General features: G+C 40.3%; 15 protein-coding genes and 1 pseudogene. 1 reads left to right on the top strand and 15 read right to left on the bottom strand.

Annotated features, from left to right (window positions below; all coding sequences use genetic code 11):
• Window positions 1-28: 28 nt before the first annotated feature.
• The 11 genes from MKY49_RS09190 to MKY49_RS09140 all read right to left on the bottom strand — a co-directional run bounded on the left by MKY49_RS09190 (window position 29) and on the right by MKY49_RS09140 (window position 8,993).
• Window positions 29-373, bottom strand: a complete 345-nt coding sequence (locus tag MKY49_RS09190) for a bifunctional adenosylcobinamide kinase/adenosylcobinamide-phosphate guanylyltransferase (RefSeq protein WP_341386919.1) — start codon at window positions 371-373, stop codon at window positions 29-31.
• Window positions 373-969 carry a histidine phosphatase family protein gene (locus MKY49_RS09185; protein ID WP_341386034.1) on the bottom strand — a complete coding sequence of 199 codons (597 nt, stop codon included), beginning with the start codon at window positions 967-969 and terminating at the stop codon, window positions 373-375. Before MKY49_RS09185 ends, MKY49_RS09190 begins: the two co-directional genes overlap by 1 nt.
• Window positions 942-1,718: an adenosylcobinamide-GDP ribazoletransferase gene (cobS, locus tag MKY49_RS09180; protein WP_341386033.1), complete on the bottom strand. Its 777-nt coding sequence runs from the start codon at window positions 1,716-1,718 to the stop codon at window positions 942-944. Before cobS ends, MKY49_RS09185 begins: the two co-directional genes overlap by 28 nt.
• Window positions 1,719-1,738: 20 nt before the next feature.
• Complete coding sequence (locus MKY49_RS09175) at window positions 1,739-2,314, bottom strand: bifunctional adenosylcobinamide kinase/adenosylcobinamide-phosphate guanylyltransferase (protein WP_341386032.1); 576 nt, start codon at window positions 2,312-2,314, stop codon at window positions 1,739-1,741.
• Window positions 2,315-2,325: 11 nt separating this feature from the next.
• Window positions 2,326-2,934 carry a histidine phosphatase family protein gene (locus MKY49_RS09170; protein ID WP_274796814.1) on the bottom strand — a complete coding sequence of 203 codons (609 nt, stop codon included), beginning with the start codon at window positions 2,932-2,934 and terminating at the stop codon, window positions 2,326-2,328.
• Window positions 2,931-4,025, bottom strand: coding sequence for a pyridoxal phosphate-dependent aminotransferase (locus MKY49_RS09165; RefSeq protein ID WP_341386031.1), 1,095 nt, complete (start codon window positions 4,023-4,025; stop codon window positions 2,931-2,933). The genes MKY49_RS09170 and MKY49_RS09165 overlap by 4 nt, the downstream gene beginning before the upstream one ends.
• Entirely contained in the window at window positions 4,012-4,968 is a 957-nt protein-coding gene (gene cbiB, locus MKY49_RS09160; protein ID WP_341386030.1) for an adenosylcobinamide-phosphate synthase CbiB, read from the bottom strand. Before cbiB ends, MKY49_RS09165 begins: the two co-directional genes overlap by 14 nt.
• Window positions 4,965-5,648, bottom strand: coding sequence for an adenosylcobinamide amidohydrolase (locus tag MKY49_RS09155; protein WP_274796811.1), 684 nt, complete (start codon window positions 5,646-5,648; stop codon window positions 4,965-4,967). The genes cbiB and MKY49_RS09155 overlap by 4 nt, the downstream gene beginning before the upstream one ends.
• Before the next feature lie 204 nt (window positions 5,649-5,852).
• Window positions 5,853-6,038 (bottom strand): hypothetical protein, encoded by a 186-nt coding sequence (locus MKY49_RS09150; RefSeq protein WP_016994978.1) that lies wholly within the window; start codon window positions 6,036-6,038, stop codon window positions 5,853-5,855.
• Between the two features lie 104 nt (window positions 6,039-6,142).
• Window positions 6,143-7,501 carry an aspartate kinase gene (locus tag MKY49_RS09145; RefSeq protein ID WP_274796810.1) on the bottom strand — a complete coding sequence of 453 codons (1,359 nt, stop codon included), beginning with the start codon at window positions 7,499-7,501 and terminating at the stop codon, window positions 6,143-6,145.
• 739 nt (window positions 7,502-8,240) lie between these two features.
• Complete coding sequence (locus MKY49_RS09140; protein WP_274796809.1) at window positions 8,241-8,993, bottom strand: glucose 1-dehydrogenase; 753 nt, start codon at window positions 8,991-8,993, stop codon at window positions 8,241-8,243.
• 204 nt (window positions 8,994-9,197) lie between these two features.
• Between MKY49_RS09140 and MKY49_RS09135 the strand changes: the two genes are divergently transcribed.
• Window positions 9,198-9,809, top strand: coding sequence for a TetR/AcrR family transcriptional regulator (locus MKY49_RS09135; RefSeq protein ID WP_274796808.1), 612 nt, complete (start codon window positions 9,198-9,200; stop codon window positions 9,807-9,809).
• 120 nt (window positions 9,810-9,929) lie between these two features.
• Here the strand turns inward: MKY49_RS09135 and MKY49_RS09130 are convergent.
• The 4 genes and pseudogenes from MKY49_RS09130 to MKY49_RS09115 all read right to left on the bottom strand — a co-directional run bounded on the left by MKY49_RS09130 (window position 9,930) and on the right by MKY49_RS09115 (window position 16,163).
• Window positions 9,930-10,770 (bottom strand): annotated as a pseudogene (locus MKY49_RS09130) (nucleotidyltransferase).
• Window positions 10,771-10,901: 131 nt separating this feature from the next.
• Entirely contained in the window at window positions 10,902-13,031 is a 2,130-nt protein-coding gene (gene topB, locus MKY49_RS09125; protein WP_341386029.1) for a type IA DNA topoisomerase, read from the bottom strand.
• A 281-nt stretch (window positions 13,032-13,312) separates the two neighbouring features.
• The gene (locus MKY49_RS09120) at window positions 13,313-15,400 is read right to left on the bottom strand and encodes a serine hydrolase domain-containing protein (RefSeq protein ID WP_341386028.1); all 2,088 of its coding nucleotides are present in this window, start codon (window positions 15,398-15,400) and stop codon (window positions 13,313-13,315) included.
• Between the two features lie 271 nt (window positions 15,401-15,671).
• Window positions 15,672-16,163, bottom strand: coding sequence for a hypothetical protein (locus MKY49_RS09115; RefSeq protein WP_341386027.1), 492 nt, complete (start codon window positions 16,161-16,163; stop codon window positions 15,672-15,674).
• Window positions 16,164-16,243: the final 80 nt, after the last annotated feature.

Raw genomic sequence — 16,243 nt, 5'->3', positions numbered from 1 at the left:
ATGTCCTCTTTTCTGTAGTATGTCTACCTTACTTCAGCTGTTCGGCAATTCCGTACCAAATACGTACAACTTGCTCAGCTTCAGTAAATAACACCTGATATAAGCGACCACATGTATCGCGTAGGAGTCGCGCTTGTTTGTCTATTGGCACAACACCACGCCCCATATCGTTAACAATGAGCGCTAGCGTACAGTGCTGTTCAAGCCTCCTTAAAGTTGCAAGTACCGCTTGAACCACTTGGTCATCGTCCTCTAGATTTTGTGTCACCAACCAGTTTTCTAAATTTCTAATTACCAGTACTTCACAGGCCGGTGCAATCTCTGGTAGATCGCCATCGACAAGGGCGACCTGTCGCTCTTTATACAAGCCCATCACATAGTCGGTTTTACCGTTATAGGCGCCTCCAATAAAGACGTGCATCTTGCTCCCTCCTCCCAAGCCTTTCTTGTAAACGTTAAAATAAATTGTTTGTCATGTGGCACATCATACGACCAAAAAGGCTGTTCTGTTGGGGCAAAGGCGACGAGTAAGGCACGAATCACCCCGCCATGCACCACTAAATCATACTGATCCTCATCCTTCGGTAAATGGCAAAAGCCTTCCACAGCACGTGCCACAAAGTCATGAAAAGCCTCTCCTTGTGGCGGTGGCATCTTAATCGGATCATCTAGCCATGCACGATAATGAGCATTCGATTTTAACTCATCATATGTTTTCCCTTCAAATGCACCAAAATTCGTCTCACGAAAGCGAGCATCTGCATGATAGCTTGCGTTCGGAAAATAATGAGCGGCGGTTTCTCGACACCGCCGTAAATCACTCCCATATACGTTTGTTACAGCATCGTCTATAACTGAAAGCGTGGTTGGATCAGCTAATGGGGCATCTGTCCAACCAAGATAGCGTTTTTCTAGATTCTCCTTTGTTGGCGCATGCCTCATCAAGCGCACAGTAACAATGTCACCCATAGCACAACCTCCATCCCTTCAATAGATGCACCAAGTAAATCCCCTGATACACCACCAAAATTACGTAGCGTAAATTGTCTAAAAATCATCAGTGCGAATGCTAAAACAATAACTAATACAATGGGCAGCAGAGAGAACTGGGTGAAAATCAAAACAACCGTCAGAGCTATGCCAAGTGATAGCAGCATGAACACTTTTAATAGACTTGCGTGAATATGGGATTTAAAAAAATAGGCGAGACCTTTTTCTTTCGAACAGTCGAGGGACATAAAATAAAAGCTCATCCCAACTCTAGTCAGAAAAGGCACAAACAGCACCATCCATAAGGCGAATTTCTGTTGGACGAAAAGCTCATGGAGGACAACAAATTTCCCCATTAGTAAAAACAGCACAGACAATACACCGAAAGCGCCAACACGTGGATCATCTAAAATTTCTACCCGCTTGTCCCGATCTCGGTAGGAAAAATAAGCATCGCCCATATCAATAAAGCCATCTAAATGCAAACCACCTGTCCATAAGGCAAAAAGCGCTATGATTATAAAAGCTAGCATGACTTCACTGCTCGCTGTCCACTGTGTGAGACCATAGAGTACGGCTGCCACAGTTGTTCCCATTAACGCTCCTATCCACGGTAAACAGGCGAACATCCCTGTAATCGTTGGCCTAGTTAACGGTAGCTCTTTATGTACTGGCAAAACCGTAAAAAATTGAAATGCCAATTGTAGGCTATGCCAAACAGTTTTCATCGTCTTGCCTTCTTTCTCGATTATTTCCATCTCTTTACAATACCATAATTCATTTCATAGGCCTCCTGTGCAATGACAACGAACCATTGATGCCATTGGCCGAGTGTTCGTCGGTATAACTCTACTTCATCACTATCATATGGTGGCTCATCAAACAGTTCATTGGAGACAACTAAAAAAGTCACATCCTTATTTAGTAATGAAAGGATGGCCTGTTTGATGTTCAGTAGCTTGTTTTCTAAACAGCCTGGCTGATCTATACATGGCGTACCACTGTCAAAGCCCTCATAAAAAGCATTTGTTAGCCACGTTGTCACGCAGTCCCACAGCACCACATCCCCATTTTGGAGTGTTGCTAAAACCTCTGCCATGTCATAGGGTGCCTCCACCGTTAGCCACTGCACAGGTTGTGCCTGCCGATCTGCCTGATGTCGGTCAATCCGCTTAGCCATTTCACGATCTAAGGCGATGCCAGAAGCCAGATAAATTAAACGTTTTGTGGGACCTAGCTGTGCTTGGTAATGCTGAATCGCTGTTCGCTCAGCAAAATGGGATTTCCCACTACGAACACCACCTGTAATAAAAATGAGTGGCATCAGGACACCTCCTATTGTAAATGATGAAGATTGCCAATTTCTTTCACAGCCCATTGTTGCTCTTGTCGTTCAATCACTGTCACACTTGTTCCATGAATGTATGGGGCTGTCCATAGCTCACTTATACTTCGCTGTAAAATAGCGTTAACGATACATTTAATGGTTACTGCATGAGAGACAATGAGTACCGTTTCATCGGGATGTTGATCCGCTATTTTCTTTAATGTAAACATGGCTCTTTCTGTCACAGCACCAAAGCTTTCCGTATGTGTTGCAACAAACTGTGCTGGGTAATTAGTATAGAGCTCATAATCAAGCTTATGATTGGCGAGAATGTCTTCAATTGTTTGGCCTTGCCAATCCCCTAAATAGATTTCACGTAAATCATCCTCATAAATAATCGGAAGCTTGCGCTTAGTGGTCAAAATGTCCATCGTCTCCCTTGCACGTCCACTTGAGCTACAATAAGCAGCTGCAAACTGAATAGGCTGGAGTTGCTTGTGAAGTCTTTGTGCTGCTGCTCTACCATTTTCCGTTAATGGAGAGTCCAGCCAGCCCTGTAGTCGTTGCTCTTGATTCCATTGTGTTTCCCCATGTCTTACTAGATAAAAAGTTGTCACTTTTCTCTCCCCTTATTTGCGTTAAACCAAGCTTGCAGACAATTATGTAAAGAAGTCATGGCCGCAATATCTTTTATCCCTATACGGAACCATTCACCCTGTAACCCTTGAAAGTTTTTTGTATGACGTAAGACAACCCCTTGTCCAAGGCAATACGTGAAAAAGGGATCGGCCTGCTGTCCTTGTGGTAACGTGAAGCACACATAATTCGTCACACTGTTCGTTACTTGACAGCCGTTTTCTTGTAAATACTGATGTAATCGCCCTCTTTGTGTTGTCGCATAGGCAATCGCCTGCTGACAATACTGCTGTTCATCTAAACAGCCTGCACCAATCACAAGTGCAAAGGCATTTAAATTCCAATGAGGCAGCATGTCCTTTAAAGTGCTTACAATGGAAGAATGCGCGACTAAATAACCAAGTCGTAAACCTGGAATCGCATACATTTTGGTCATCGAACGCACCACTATCACATGTGGATTTTGCGCGCAATGATGAATCATAGAATACGCTTCACCCACCCAATCCATAAAGGCCTCGTCGATCACAAGCTCACAGCTAACACTTCTTCCGTGCTCCACTAAAGCGAGTAAATCTTCTTTTTTCGGTAATACCCCTGTTGGATTATTTGGCGTACAAATATAAAGAGCGTCCGCCTTCTCCATTTCCTCCTTGAGCACATCCATTGGCAATGTGTAATGAATAAAATCAGTCACCAAAATAGGCACAATATCCGCACCTGCAGCCCGCAATGTTCGCTCATATTCAGAAAAAGTTGGATGTACGATAATGACACGCTTGCCCGCATAGCGTCTTGCTACTACACTAAAGAGCTCTGATGCCCCATTGCCTAGTAAAATCGTCTCCTTTGCGACCTGATGAAAAGCAGCAACCTTCGTTAAAAAAGGCTCGCCATCAGGATCTGGGTAGCGCTGAATAAGCGGATAAAGTGTTCGCCAACGAGCCTCTACAAAGGCTGGTGGTCCCTCAGCATTGACATTTTCGCTAAAATCATAAACTACTTCTGGCATCGTTAAGCCTAATTGCTGATAGACATTGTGCGGATTTGCTCCGTGATTAGGTAATGGCATAAATAAGCACCTCCACAGCTAACATCACAAGCGTAAAGAGTATTGTGGCAATACGCATATGAATAATAGATGTTGCAATATGTTCCTTCGTCAAAGGGACTAATTTTTCTCCCATAATAGCCCTATGAGAGACAACCCCCTGATACGTATTTTTCCCACCAAGCTGCACACCTAGCTGAACGGCCGTCGCTGCCTCTAAATAGCCACTGTTTGGACTTGGATGCTTTTTAGCGTCCTGTGCCCAAATCTTTAGCCGCTTGCCAAGCGTTCGATCCGTTTCATTTTTCGTGCCAAGGACAATAAGGAAGCCTGTCATTCGACTTGGAATAAAATTCAATACATCATCGAGCTTTGCCGAGAACATTCCAAAGTCTTTGTATTTGTCATTTTTATAGCCAACCATTGAATCTAATGTATTGACAGCCTTATAGCCCCATAAACCAATTGCACCAAATAAGAAGGCATAAAAAAGTGGAGCTGTCACACCATCGCTTGTATTTTCAGACACCGTTTCTACTACACCACGCACAATCTCATCTTCTCCCAGCTTATCGGTGTCACGACCGACAATCCACGACAGCTTGACACGTGCCTCTGCAAAGTCACCTTTAGCAAGTGGCTCATATACAGCCATCGCAGCCTCCTTCAAGCTCCGCTGAGCGAGTCCAATCCCAATGAGAAGTCCCTCTACAAGGATGCCAAAAATAATACTTACCTGATAGCTAAGAAGCAAAATCAATGTCACCACAAACATGGTCGTGCCTACGACTGCAAGAGCCATCACCATGCCACGCAGCTTTCGCCATTTGCCCTTATTCCAGAGCGCCGTTTGCGATTGAATCAAGTGTCCAATCCAGCGTACAGGATGAGGGAGTTTAGGAGGGTCTCCTACGAGTAAATCAAACAAAAGCCCAATGATACAGGCAATTACGATAGCCATCATAAAGCCCTCTCCTCTTTATCTTTTTTGTATTTGCTGATCGCCTCACGCATTGTCTCATAGACACCGTAACCGATGACCTTACCAAGCATGGTAATAGGACCAGCATATTGATGAAAGTCTCCCTCTTCTGTTGAAGCGATCAACAAGCTATCAGTAGAAGTACCTGTAGCTTGTGTGCCTGTTGTTGGGTCTGTAATCCCTTCATCCATTAACGCTTTGACCTTGGCTTCCGTTGTTGAAATCATGGCTTGAAATAACGCTTCATCAGATAGTTTTCCATTAATGACTAGCCATGTATTAATGGTGCCTGCATGGTACTGCTCCTCCCGATGAAAAGCCCGCGTAATATCCACCGCATTTCCTAATCCCGCAGTAATCATAACGACAAGCTGAATACCTTCATATGTAAAGTCACGAATGGTCGCAAACTTGGCCTGGACTGCCGTCATCATCGCCACCGTGTTGTCTAACGGAAAGTGTTGTGCCTGCAAATACTGCTGTAATTCAAGATGTGGCTGTCGCTCATCATAGGTAATAGGCACCGTTCGATTCAGTAGATGGGTATAATGACCAAAGCCAGGATTATGCATGGCTGAGGATACAACCTTCATGGGTGAATCGGTTTGTAGGGCCACATATTGGTCAAAAATTTGAATGCAATCCTTTGTCAGTATAGGCAATCGATCGCCTCCTCGCGATAAAGATGGAATAGAACATAAAAAAACAAATTCTTACAAAGAAGAATTTGTACTGTCGATTCTTTATTAAAATTTGAACCTTCTGAACGTTTGTACAGAATAACAACTTCATAATACTCAAATTATTTATTTTCTTTGAAATTGTATCACAAATTTGCCTATTGCCACAATTCCATTTTCAAAGCGTTATTGTTGCTTCTGTTTCAGATTTTTAAAGCGGATCACAGAGCCAATAATAATAAAGACCCAACCAATGCCTATGTAAACAATTTTCATTGTTTTTGTCGACGACGGTAAAATATCCATAATCGTTAAACAGACAAAAAGTATCCCAATAATCGAAAAAAGCATACCAATTGTTAAATTCTTCACGAAAAACCCTCCCAACTATGTACGCCCTCGATTTTACCGTATTCTCAGCAAAAAGAAAACACTAATCCAAGCTAGAAAGTCTTGGATTAGTGATGATTGTGTCATTATGCATTCGCATGCGCAAAAAATTCTTCATAAAGCGCTTGTAAAATGCGGTTTTCATATTCCTGAAGGACACCGAACACGAGGCTCACTTCAGAAGAACCTTGATTGATCATTTCAATATTTGCGCCAGTTCTTGAAATCGCTGTGGCAGCACGGGCAGCTAATCCTGTATTATGACGCATCCCTTCGCCAACAATCACGATCATTGAAAAACCGTGACGCATTTCTACATACTCTGCATGCAGCTCTTCTTTTACACGACTAATAATACGTGCTTCATTTTCTGGTGTTAGTTGATTTGAACGCATGATGACAGAAATATCGTCTAAACCAGATGGTGTGTGTTCATAAGAAATATTTTCATCTTCTAAAATTTGGAGTAGCTTTCGTCCAAAGCCTACTTCACGATTCATCAAATATTTAGAGACATATAAAGTTGAAAAGCCACTGTCTGCCGAGATACCTGTAACTGGACGACCTGTTGCAGGACGGCTTGGTACAATACGTGTACCTGGGGCTGATGGATTATTTGTATTTTTTATGTTAACTGGCACCCCAATCTTGTAGACAGGCATTAACGCTTCATCATGGAACACTGAAAAGCCTGCATATGATAATTCGCGCATTTCGCGATACGTAATTTCTTTAATTTCCACTGGATCATTGACGACTTTCGGATTCGCAGAGAACACACAATCCACATCCGTAAAGTTTTCATAGAGCTCCGCTTCAACAGCTGCTGCTAAGATGGAGCCTGTAATATCAGAGCCACCGCGGTCAAATGTTCGCAATACGCCCGCTCTAGTGTAACCGAAGAAACCTGGGAAAACAATAATTTCTTTTGTATCTTTTAAAGGGGCTAAATTAGCATACGCTTCTGGTAAAGCAAATGTTCGTTCAGGTAAATCATTTACCACTAGCCCATCTTTAGGACTGACATAGCGTGCGGGCATACCAATCGCGTTAAAATAGGCAGCAATGAGCTTGGCGTTATTATCTTCACCTGCCGCTTTAATGCTATCGATGAATAATTCCACGTTCGTTTTGTCACCTTGTACACGTTCACGTAAATCTTCCGCAATCACGTCACAAATGGCATAATCTATCCCCAAACCATCCGCAATCGCTCTAAATCGATCCACAACAGTCTGCAATTTTTCTTCCGTATTCTCTTGTTGTAACGCTGCATTTGCTAATTGTATTAATAGGTCTGTTACTTTTATATCGTCACCAGAACGTTTCCCTGGTGCTGAAACGGCAACGATCTTACGTGCCGGATTAGATTTCACAATGTTTGCCACTTTTTGAATTTGTTCTGCGCTTGCTACAGATGTTCCACCAAATTTACACACGATCATATCTATCAAATCCTAACTTTTTCAAATTAATTGTATGCCTCCAAAAAACAATTGAATGTACACAGTGTACAAATTATCGTTTCCTACGTCAATACAATTTAAAAAATTCACGCAATTTATCGAGAAATATGGACATTTTTCGTACTGTTTGATTTATTATACGGATTTCATATGAAATAGTTAAGGTTTTTGTGAATTTTTTTTCGTGACGTTCACATAATCGTGAAATTTTCCGTTCTGACTTTCTTCTATATAAATGAAGAAAACGCTTTCTCCCCCTATGATATGCACAATTATCCACTATGTTTGTGCTCTTTTGCCTGTTCACAACGTTGATTTGAATGGGATTTTACTTCTAGCGTGTGGATCTGATTTCGTGGGTATTCGCTTCCCTTCGCGGGGATTCACTTCTCTTCCGCGGGTATTAGCCTCGCTTCCGCGGGTATTCGCTTCCCTTCCGCGGGTATTCACTTCTCTTCCGCGGGGATTCACTTCGCTTCCGCGGGTATTCGCTTCACTTCGCGAGTATTAGCCTCGCTTCCGCGGGGATTCACTTCCCTTCCGCGGGGATTCACTTCTCTTCCGCGGATATTCACTTCTCTTCCGCGGGTATTCACTTCGCTTCCGCGGGTATTCACTTCGCTTCCGCGGATATTCACTTCCCTTCCGCGGGTATTCACTTAATTCAACAAAAAAACTAGGCTCACGTTGCGTGTCGCCTAGTTTTTCTTGTACTCTATTAAATTGCTGTCCAGCCGCCGTCGATGACTAGCTCTGCGCCTGTCATGAAGCGGGATTCGTCAGATGCTAGGAAGACTACGCCATACGCTACATCTTCAGGTTCACCGAAGTATGGTAGTTGTGTGTAAGTTTGATAGAATGGCAGTGCACCGCCCTCTTCCATGGTAGGTGCTACCATTGGTGTAACGATAATACCTGGGTGCACAGAATTTACGCGAATTTTATCTTTGCCGTATTCGATCGCAGCCGATTTAGAAAGAACGCGTAGTGCGCCTTTTGCTGCGGTATAGGGGCTTGTCCCAGCCATTCCTACGATACCACCGATCGAAGAAATATTGATGATGGAGCCGCCACCAGCTTTTTGCATTTCAGGAATGACATATTTCATACCGATGATACAGCCATTAAGGTTAATGTCCATGACTTTATTCCATTCATCCATTTCCATATTAGCAATTGTTTTTGGTGATGAAACGCCTGCATTGTTTACAAGAACATCCACCTTACCATAAGCCTTCACAGCCTCTGCGATTACTGCCTTCCACTCATCTTCAGAAGTCACATTATGTTGAAGACCAATAATCTCTCCGCCGTTTTCTTTAATTTCTTTAACTAAGTTGTTCAATGGCTCGATTTGTACATCTGTTGCAATCACCTTTGCCCCTTCTTGAGCAAATAATTTTGCCTCTGATGCGCCCATTCCCATTGCCGCTCCTGTAATAATTGCTACTTTCCCATTTAAACGACCCATATTAAAACTTCCTTTCCTTTATCTATAAATGAACAATTCGTGAACATGTTAACAACTAGTTGTATTATCGACACCGTGTCGTTAATATAATTATAACCTGCTATTTGAAAAGGGCAAACAACAGCGAACGCGAATGTGACGCTTTCGCAACAACTTAATTTAAAACGTTGATTAAATCGATCATTTAATACAAGGAGCTTAAAAATGTCGAAAAAAATGGATCCACGCGTAATAAGAACACGCCAATTATTGAGAGATGCACTGGTGGAATTAATCGATGAACAAGGCTATGAGAAAATTACAGTACAAGATATTACAAAACGAGCCACTTTAAACCGAGCTACTTTTTATTTACATTTTCGCGATAAATTAGACCTTCTTTATCAAAGCTCTATGGAAACTTTACAGCAATTAGTTCGTTGTATTCACCCAAATTTTGAAGAGAAAAAGGAGTTTGATTTATTACCTAATTACGATCAGCCACATGACACATTTATGCGTTTGTTTGAGCAAATTGCATCAAATAGTAAGCTTTATAAAGTGTATCTTACGGAAAAAAATATCCCTTATTTTTCTGATGGCCTAAAAGACATTATTATTAATTTTGTCTCAAGTGGTATTCAATTTATGGAGCCTGACGATCAAAAGCTGACAGTGCCCCGTGAGATGGCTGAACGTTTTTATGCTGCTGCCTTTCTCGAGGTGATTGTTTGGTGGTTAGAAAATGACATGCCGTATACGCCCAAATTTATGGCAACGCAGTTAATGCGTATTACTATTAAAGGCCCTTACATCAACAATCCCTTTGAAAAGTAAAATATTGTATTTAAATTCCGAATGGGTCTTCGATAATGCCATGAGCATTATTAAGAATGTTAAAATAAAAGGTAATCACAAGCGTGCATGCGATTACCTTTTTGTTATTTAACCAAACTATTACCATTTCAGCTTTAATTCTCTATTAGGGTTATGGCATTGTAACCATTTGTCAGCTTCACTGACCATCCACGACCCAAATTCATTTAAAAACAATAACAATTCGTTTGTATCTTTGATGGGTGTTATCGCATATTCAAGTGCCTTTCTCATGTCACTTTCCTTTTCAGGGAAACATTCCGAAAACAATTTGTAAGCGGGGTATAAATCCCTTGTATATGTGTTTTCCTTAGTTATGGTAAGTGCAAGTCCTGCTCTTACAATAATTTTCATAATCCATTTACAACAATCTTTAATATCCTCTACATCAGAATTGTCTTGAAGGTCATCATAGGCAATTTTAATTTGTCCCTGTAAATGAATAAGGTGGTCATTCGCTAAAGCTTCGTTCGCTTTATATCTTGGTAATAGAGGTATTAAATCCTCTCCAAACACACATATACTATGGGTTTGGAGTATGAAACTAATGATTGAAAAAGATGTCGTATTTAAAATATCTTCTTTGCAGTAAACACTTAGTTCAATCCCATCGACACAAGTATGGTTCTGAGTTAATGCATCTTCCACTTCTTTTATCCGCTTTAACTGCAGTTTATTAGGTTTTTGCTTCGTAACCGCTATCGTGTCTAAGTCAGCTACTCCTTCAATACCTATCCCTTTTGGAATCGATCCCCTTATATACGCTATGTAAGTCATCTTGAAGAAGGGTGCGATACGTATGAACCACATCGTTTATTACAGGATGAAAAATTGGGTTGATTTTATTCCAATCTGAATGATTAATAATGTGTCCATCACTATCCGTATCACAGAAGCTTTCAATCTCTTTAATTGTAGTCATCACATTACTCCTTTTTTCATAAAAATAGGATAGCATGTTCTATAGTGAACGAGCTATCCTACTTTCAAAATTGAGATAACCTTCAAAAACTACCCTTCAGCAAACTCATTCTTCAAAGCAAACATCAGCGTTTATTTTTCATTAAACTCAAATTCAATCTTTCCTTCTACCAAGCGGAGTGCCGCATTAAATGGTTTACCATTTTTTGATTTAAAGCCTTTCATCACGGCAGTTTTACCCATCTTGCATAAATCATGTATGTTCTTTTCCGTTAGTTTTTTGCCTAGTAGCCTTTCTGGGAACGTTTGCTTACAGCCATTTTTATAATTCGAACAGCCATAAAAGCTTTTGCGCAAACCTATTTTTCCTACTTTACATGTTGGACACATCACAATCTCTTTCGCAGCAGCTGGTTTAAAGTGCTCAGCTTCAATTGTAAGTGACTCTAGCTGTTGAGGCACATCCTGTATTAATTGATTAATAAACTTGCCAATACTATCAATAAAATGCTTTGCAGAGCCTTCGCCACGTCCAATTTTATGTAAGTAAATTTCCCATTTTGCTGTCATCGATGGACTGGACAGCAATGTTCCTTCAATGGCCCGACATAAAAGCTCTCCTTTTGGCATAATGTTCACGATGTTTTTTCGTACTTCAATAAATCCATGCTTTTTAATCGTCTCAATTATGCCGCTCCGAGTTGCTTCTGTCCCAATACCTTCAATCGATTTGAGTACCTCGATTTCTTCTTCATTCTCCACGGATTTACCACATGTTTTCATCATCGTAATGAGTTGCCCTTCTGTATAGGGCTTAGGAGGGGTTGTTGTGCCTTCTAAAATAGCGACCTGACATTGTACCATTTCATCTTTGCTTACGACAGGTAATGACTCGTCACGAGCCTGCACGTCTTTATCACTTGAAAACAACTCTTTCCAGCCTTTTACAAGCTCCGTTTTCCCTACCGTTTTAAATTCTACATTTTTGACATTTGTGATAATCGTTTTTTCATCGTATTCATAATCTTGGTGAAACATGGCCAGTGTCGTATTGATGATTTCGAAATAAACATTGCGTTCATCCGTATTCATCGATTGTAGCGCTTTTTCTGTCGGTACCTTTCTCGTTGGAATTATGGCATAGTGCTCCCCAACGTTGGCATTGTCGACGTAACGTTTGTTTGACCCTCGATTGATCGTATGAAAGGACTTCCCTACAAGCTTTTGATAGTTACCCAGAGATTCATTTAAATAGGCAAACTCATTTTGCGTAATGAGCTGTGAATCGGTACGTGGGTAAGAAACAAGCTTTTTCTCATAAAGTGATTGCGTAAGTTTCAACACATAGGACGGACTATATTTCCAACGTTTATTGGCAGCTGCTTGTAATGTGGATAGTGCATGTAGTTTGGGCGGTGCAATCCGTTTCGTTTTGTTCGTGACACTCGTAATTTGACCTATATCCATTGGTTCAATCCCATGTTGTTGCAGGAATTGCACGGCCTCTGCACGCTCTTTTGTTTTTAACTTGGCCTTCCCCTTGTACACACCATTCTGCGCTTTAAAAACCCCTTCAATTTCATAAAAATGTTCAGGCTTGAACTGTTCAATTTCCTGCTGTCTTTTATAAATTAGATAGACGGTTGGCGATTGCACACGTCCAATGGAGATACTCCCCTTAAAGCCTTTCTTCTGTAAAAGTAGTGTATAGAGGCGACTACAGTTCATCCCTACGAGCCAATCGCTAATTTGACGCGTTTTTGCTTCTTGATACATCAGCAAATCACGCTCATTACTCTGCATATAATTAAAGCCTTTCCGAATTTCCTCCACCTCTAATGAATTGATCCATAATCGTTTCACAGGCTTATTTACTTTCGTCATTTTTAAAAGGGAGTAAAAGATATTTGAACCCTCACGCTCACTATCACAGCAGTTATAGATCATCGTCACTTGCGGATCATGAAAGATTTTTTTTACAGCATTGAACTGTGTATACATTTTAGAAACAACTTTATCTTCAAATTTCTGCGGAATGATCGGTAATGAGGACAGCGACCATTTCTCCCATTCCTTTTGATATTCTTTCGGTTCCTTTAACTCAACAAGATGACCAACTGCCCAGGTAATGATGGCTCCTTCAGGAAAAGTAGAACACGGTTCCAATTCAATAAATACTTTCTCTTTTTGTTTAATTTTAAATGCATCAGCATAGGCTCTTGCTTGAGAAGGTTTCTCTGCCAAAATGGCGATTTTCCCCATTGATCATCACATCTTCTTTTAAAAGTTTAGTAGATTTTTCTAGAAAAACACAAAACCCAACTAATCAGATTAGTTGAGTTTAAAGTGAAATACTCTACTATTATTTTACTGTAAACAATATAAAATATCACTTACTAAAATCTTTGAAAGAAGACCCTTCAAAAATTTTTAATTTCCAATCGGGGGAGAAATATGCTTCGCCAAGAAATCAATCTGAAAGGATTAAACAAAACCAGCTAAACACTTTTTTCTGTAATAACTGGTTTTGTTAAGTATGCTAGTTAGTTCAGCGTGATGGTAAATTCCGAGTTAGCTGCGCCGGCAAATACAACCGTTCCGTTCTTCGGCAGTTTTACTTTGTTTTTGCCACTCACAACGGTAAAATTGACACATACTCCTGCCTCATCATATACCGCGAATGAACTTTTGGAAGGCAACGACACAGTCATCGTTTTTCCTGCTGCCGCTTGTGGTATTGTAAACCATTTAGCTTGACCATTTGCATGCAGTGTAACTTTGGATGATTGACCTGAATCAAGTGGTTTTAAATTTGACCCACTAACGTATAACAATCCGGCCATCTCCATATATTCAACACCGTCTTCAGTATAGAAACGAGCTTCTGTCATATCACGACCATTCATCACAGGAATCTGGAGTTGATGTCCCGCAGAGTTTGGGCCAGTAATTTTTCTGCTCTCCCAATAACCTTCAAAATTGTCATCGCGATTAATTTGTTTGATAAGCATCATTGGTAGAAGATATTGAGCAGAACTGAATTTCTCATTCACTAGATAAAACTTAACGCCCTCTCGCTTTGCCCATGCAGCAGCTGTTTCCTTCGACAGTACATTGTCTTCTAGTTTCTCAGCTAAATAGTGAGTCACCGCAACTTCCCCAAAACCTGGCGTTGTTTGATAGGTACTCTCTTTCAAATAAGTTCTTCCATTCTTCTCACTGACAAAGTTAAGCTTGGAGGTACCCTCCTCATTCATAAAGCTACCATCTGCGGTATATACAAATTTTTCTTCTGTATAATTTGGTAATAATAGTTCCCCATTTTTCGTAATTTCTATTTTGAAATGACCGTAACTATTACCATATAAGCCCGCTTTCTTTGCTACATCTTGAGGCATCTTTGCCTTGTTCGGCTTGCCAAAGGATTTGTTTGGCTTAATCTCGTTAATTGTACCCTTCTCTTTTAGGGCTGTGAGCAATAAATCATTAGCCATCATTTGATTTGTCACGCTACTGCCACCTGATGACAACACAGCTACCGCCATTTTCTGTTCCGGAAGTACCACCAGTGAAGCATGTTGCAATCCCGTATCGCCGCCTTTAGCCAAGCCCTTTATCCCATATTCACTGAATGGATAAAGCTTCACACTATCCCATCCAAGTCCATAGTTGATGCTATTATCTCCATCGCCTGGCCACATACCTTTTTTATATTCCTCTTGCTCCATCGCTTTGACTGCTTTATCAGAGAGGATTCCTTTTCCCTGTCCCATAAATAATTGTGAGAATCGCACCACATCCTCCGCAGTTGAAGAGATCCCTCCTGTGCCAATTACATTTACGGATTCAGCAGGAAGCTGCCCCTTGTATGTTGGAAAATAAAGGCCAGCCCATTTTGCATCTTCCCAATTATCCTGTGGCGTTTTTGTATGATGGAGCTTTAATGGTTCTGTAAACTGCTCGTGTAGAAATTCTGTAAAGCTTAAACCGCTAACTCTTTCAACTAAAATTTCGGCCAACGTAAAGCCATCATTACAGTATACTGAAAATGCACCAGGATCTGCTTTTAAGGTCTTGTCGGATAATTGTCGCAACAAGTTATCATGGGCATAGGTATCATTATCTTCAAATAAAAATGCATTAGTAAACATAGTACCTTGTATGCCGGAAGAGTGGTTCAATAACATACGCGGCGTAATTTTTTTATACCGCTCATCCTTCATCTTGAAATCAGAAACATAGTGGAAAACAGGCGTATCCAAATCGACTTTTCCTTCGTCAACCAATCTCATTACAGCTGCCGCTGTATATACTTTACTAACTGAGCCAATCCCATATAGCGTATCTTTGGTTAACGGCTGCTTCCCTTTTATATCGTTCTTGCCGGTTTGACCCGACAAAACGATTTTGCCATTATCAATTAGCGCATACTGCACACTAATTGTCTCATAGGATTTCATGAGTAATGCAGCCTTCTCTGCTGCAATCTTTTTCAATTCTTGGCTAGCCACTACTTCTTGACTAGCTACAATGGTAGTCTGACTGCTACTAGAAAACGCCATCGCGTTAGTTGGGAGGAATATCGTTAGCGCTAATGAAGCCGCTAACACCCCAGATAGTTTTCTTTTCATGACAGAATTGCCTCCTTGTTAGGTTTGCTTAAGATTATTAGGAACAACGAAAACTCTTTGTCGCCCTTATTAATCATTATATGTAACGAAAACCAATTACAGGAAAAAATAAAGTAAACAGAAGGTAAAATTTTATATCAAAGATAAATTCACAATCTATAAAAAAAACAACAGATTATACAAACAAACGTTTGTATAATCTGTATTCCTACTAATCAAAGTTTAACTTTTTTCTAAAATGCTACAAATAATTATTACCTCCTTGTATGGATCAATTACTTTTGTATTCAATTACATGTAACACTTTTACTTTTAAATCTTCTATCATTTCTTCTGTTGCTTCTTTTTCTTCTCCTTCAAACTGTCGTTTTAATTGTTCTTTTGCTATAACTTCTATTACATCTTGTGTAGATATATTCTTAGATGCTGCGATTTCTACAACCGATTTACCAGTATCCAAATTTTGTTTCAATTCTCCTGGAGTCATATCTAATAAAGAAAATAGGTCTGAATTATTTAAAAAATCATTAGCAAAGTAATCAGGCTGACCATTTGTTGTAAAGAAAGCCTCATCAGTAAAACTAAATTGCGTTGGTTGCTCGTTACTTTTTTGTTTTATTGTTTCGTCGGTTTGTGTGCTAACTATTTGAGCGGATTTTACTGATGCATCTGCATCTTTCTGAATTTGTTTAGCGTAAGTATGCCCACTACCTAATAAAAATGCTGAAATACCAAAAGCCATGATTAAATTTTTTTTACTCATCTTATTCCCTCTTTTCAGTTATTTTGTATTACATAAACTATTATTGCTGAACAATGTAAAGATAAAATCAAGATGAGGTG

The organism is Lysinibacillus sp. FSL M8-0134 (genome assembly GCF_038069745.1).
GTDB classification, from domain to species: Bacteria; Bacillota; Bacilli; order Bacillales_A; family Planococcaceae; genus Lysinibacillus; species Lysinibacillus irui.
This window is presented reverse-complemented; position numbering and strand designations above follow the sequence as displayed.

What these genes read in the sequence shown, in the direction of transcription:
- topB (WP_341386029.1), bottom strand. Translation starts at nt 13,031, where the DNA reads ATGGGGAAAATCGCCATTTTGGCAGAGAAACCTTCTCAAGCAAGAGCC.
- MKY49_RS09165 (WP_341386031.1), bottom strand. Translation starts at nt 4,025, where the DNA reads ATGCCATTACCTAATCACGGAGCAAATCCGCACAATGTCTATCAGCAA.
- MKY49_RS09140 (WP_274796809.1), bottom strand. Translation starts at nt 8,993, where the DNA reads ATGGGTCGTTTAAATGGGAAAGTAGCAATTATTACAGGAGCGGCAATG.
- cobS (WP_341386033.1), bottom strand. Translation starts at nt 1,718, where the DNA reads ATGAAAACTGTTTGGCATAGCCTACAATTGGCATTTCAATTTTTTACG.
- MKY49_RS09120 (WP_341386028.1), bottom strand. Translation starts at nt 15,400, where the DNA reads ATGAAAAGAAAACTATCTGGGGTGTTAGCGGCTTCATTAGCGCTAACG.
- MKY49_RS09175 (WP_341386032.1), bottom strand. Translation starts at nt 2,314, where the DNA reads ATGCCACTCATTTTTATTACAGGTGGTGTTCGTAGTGGGAAATCCCAT.
- MKY49_RS09145 (WP_274796810.1), bottom strand. Translation starts at nt 7,501, where the DNA reads ATGATCGTGTGTAAATTTGGTGGAACATCTGTAGCAAGCGCAGAACAA.
- cbiB (WP_341386030.1), bottom strand. Translation starts at nt 4,968, where the DNA reads ATGATGGCTATCGTAATTGCCTGTATCATTGGGCTTTTGTTTGATTTA.
- MKY49_RS09190 (WP_341386919.1), bottom strand. Translation starts at nt 373, where the DNA reads ATGGGCTTGTATAAAGAGCGACAGGTCGCCCTTGTCGATGGCGATCTA.
- MKY49_RS09115 (WP_341386027.1), bottom strand. Translation starts at nt 16,163, where the DNA reads ATGAGTAAAAAAAATTTAATCATGGCTTTTGGTATTTCAGCATTTTTA.
- MKY49_RS09185 (WP_341386034.1), bottom strand. Translation starts at nt 969, where the DNA reads ATGGGTGACATTGTTACTGTGCGCTTGATGAGGCATGCGCCAACAAAG.
- MKY49_RS09135 (WP_274796808.1), top strand. Translation starts at nt 9,198, where the DNA reads ATGTCGAAAAAAATGGATCCACGCGTAATAAGAACACGCCAATTATTG.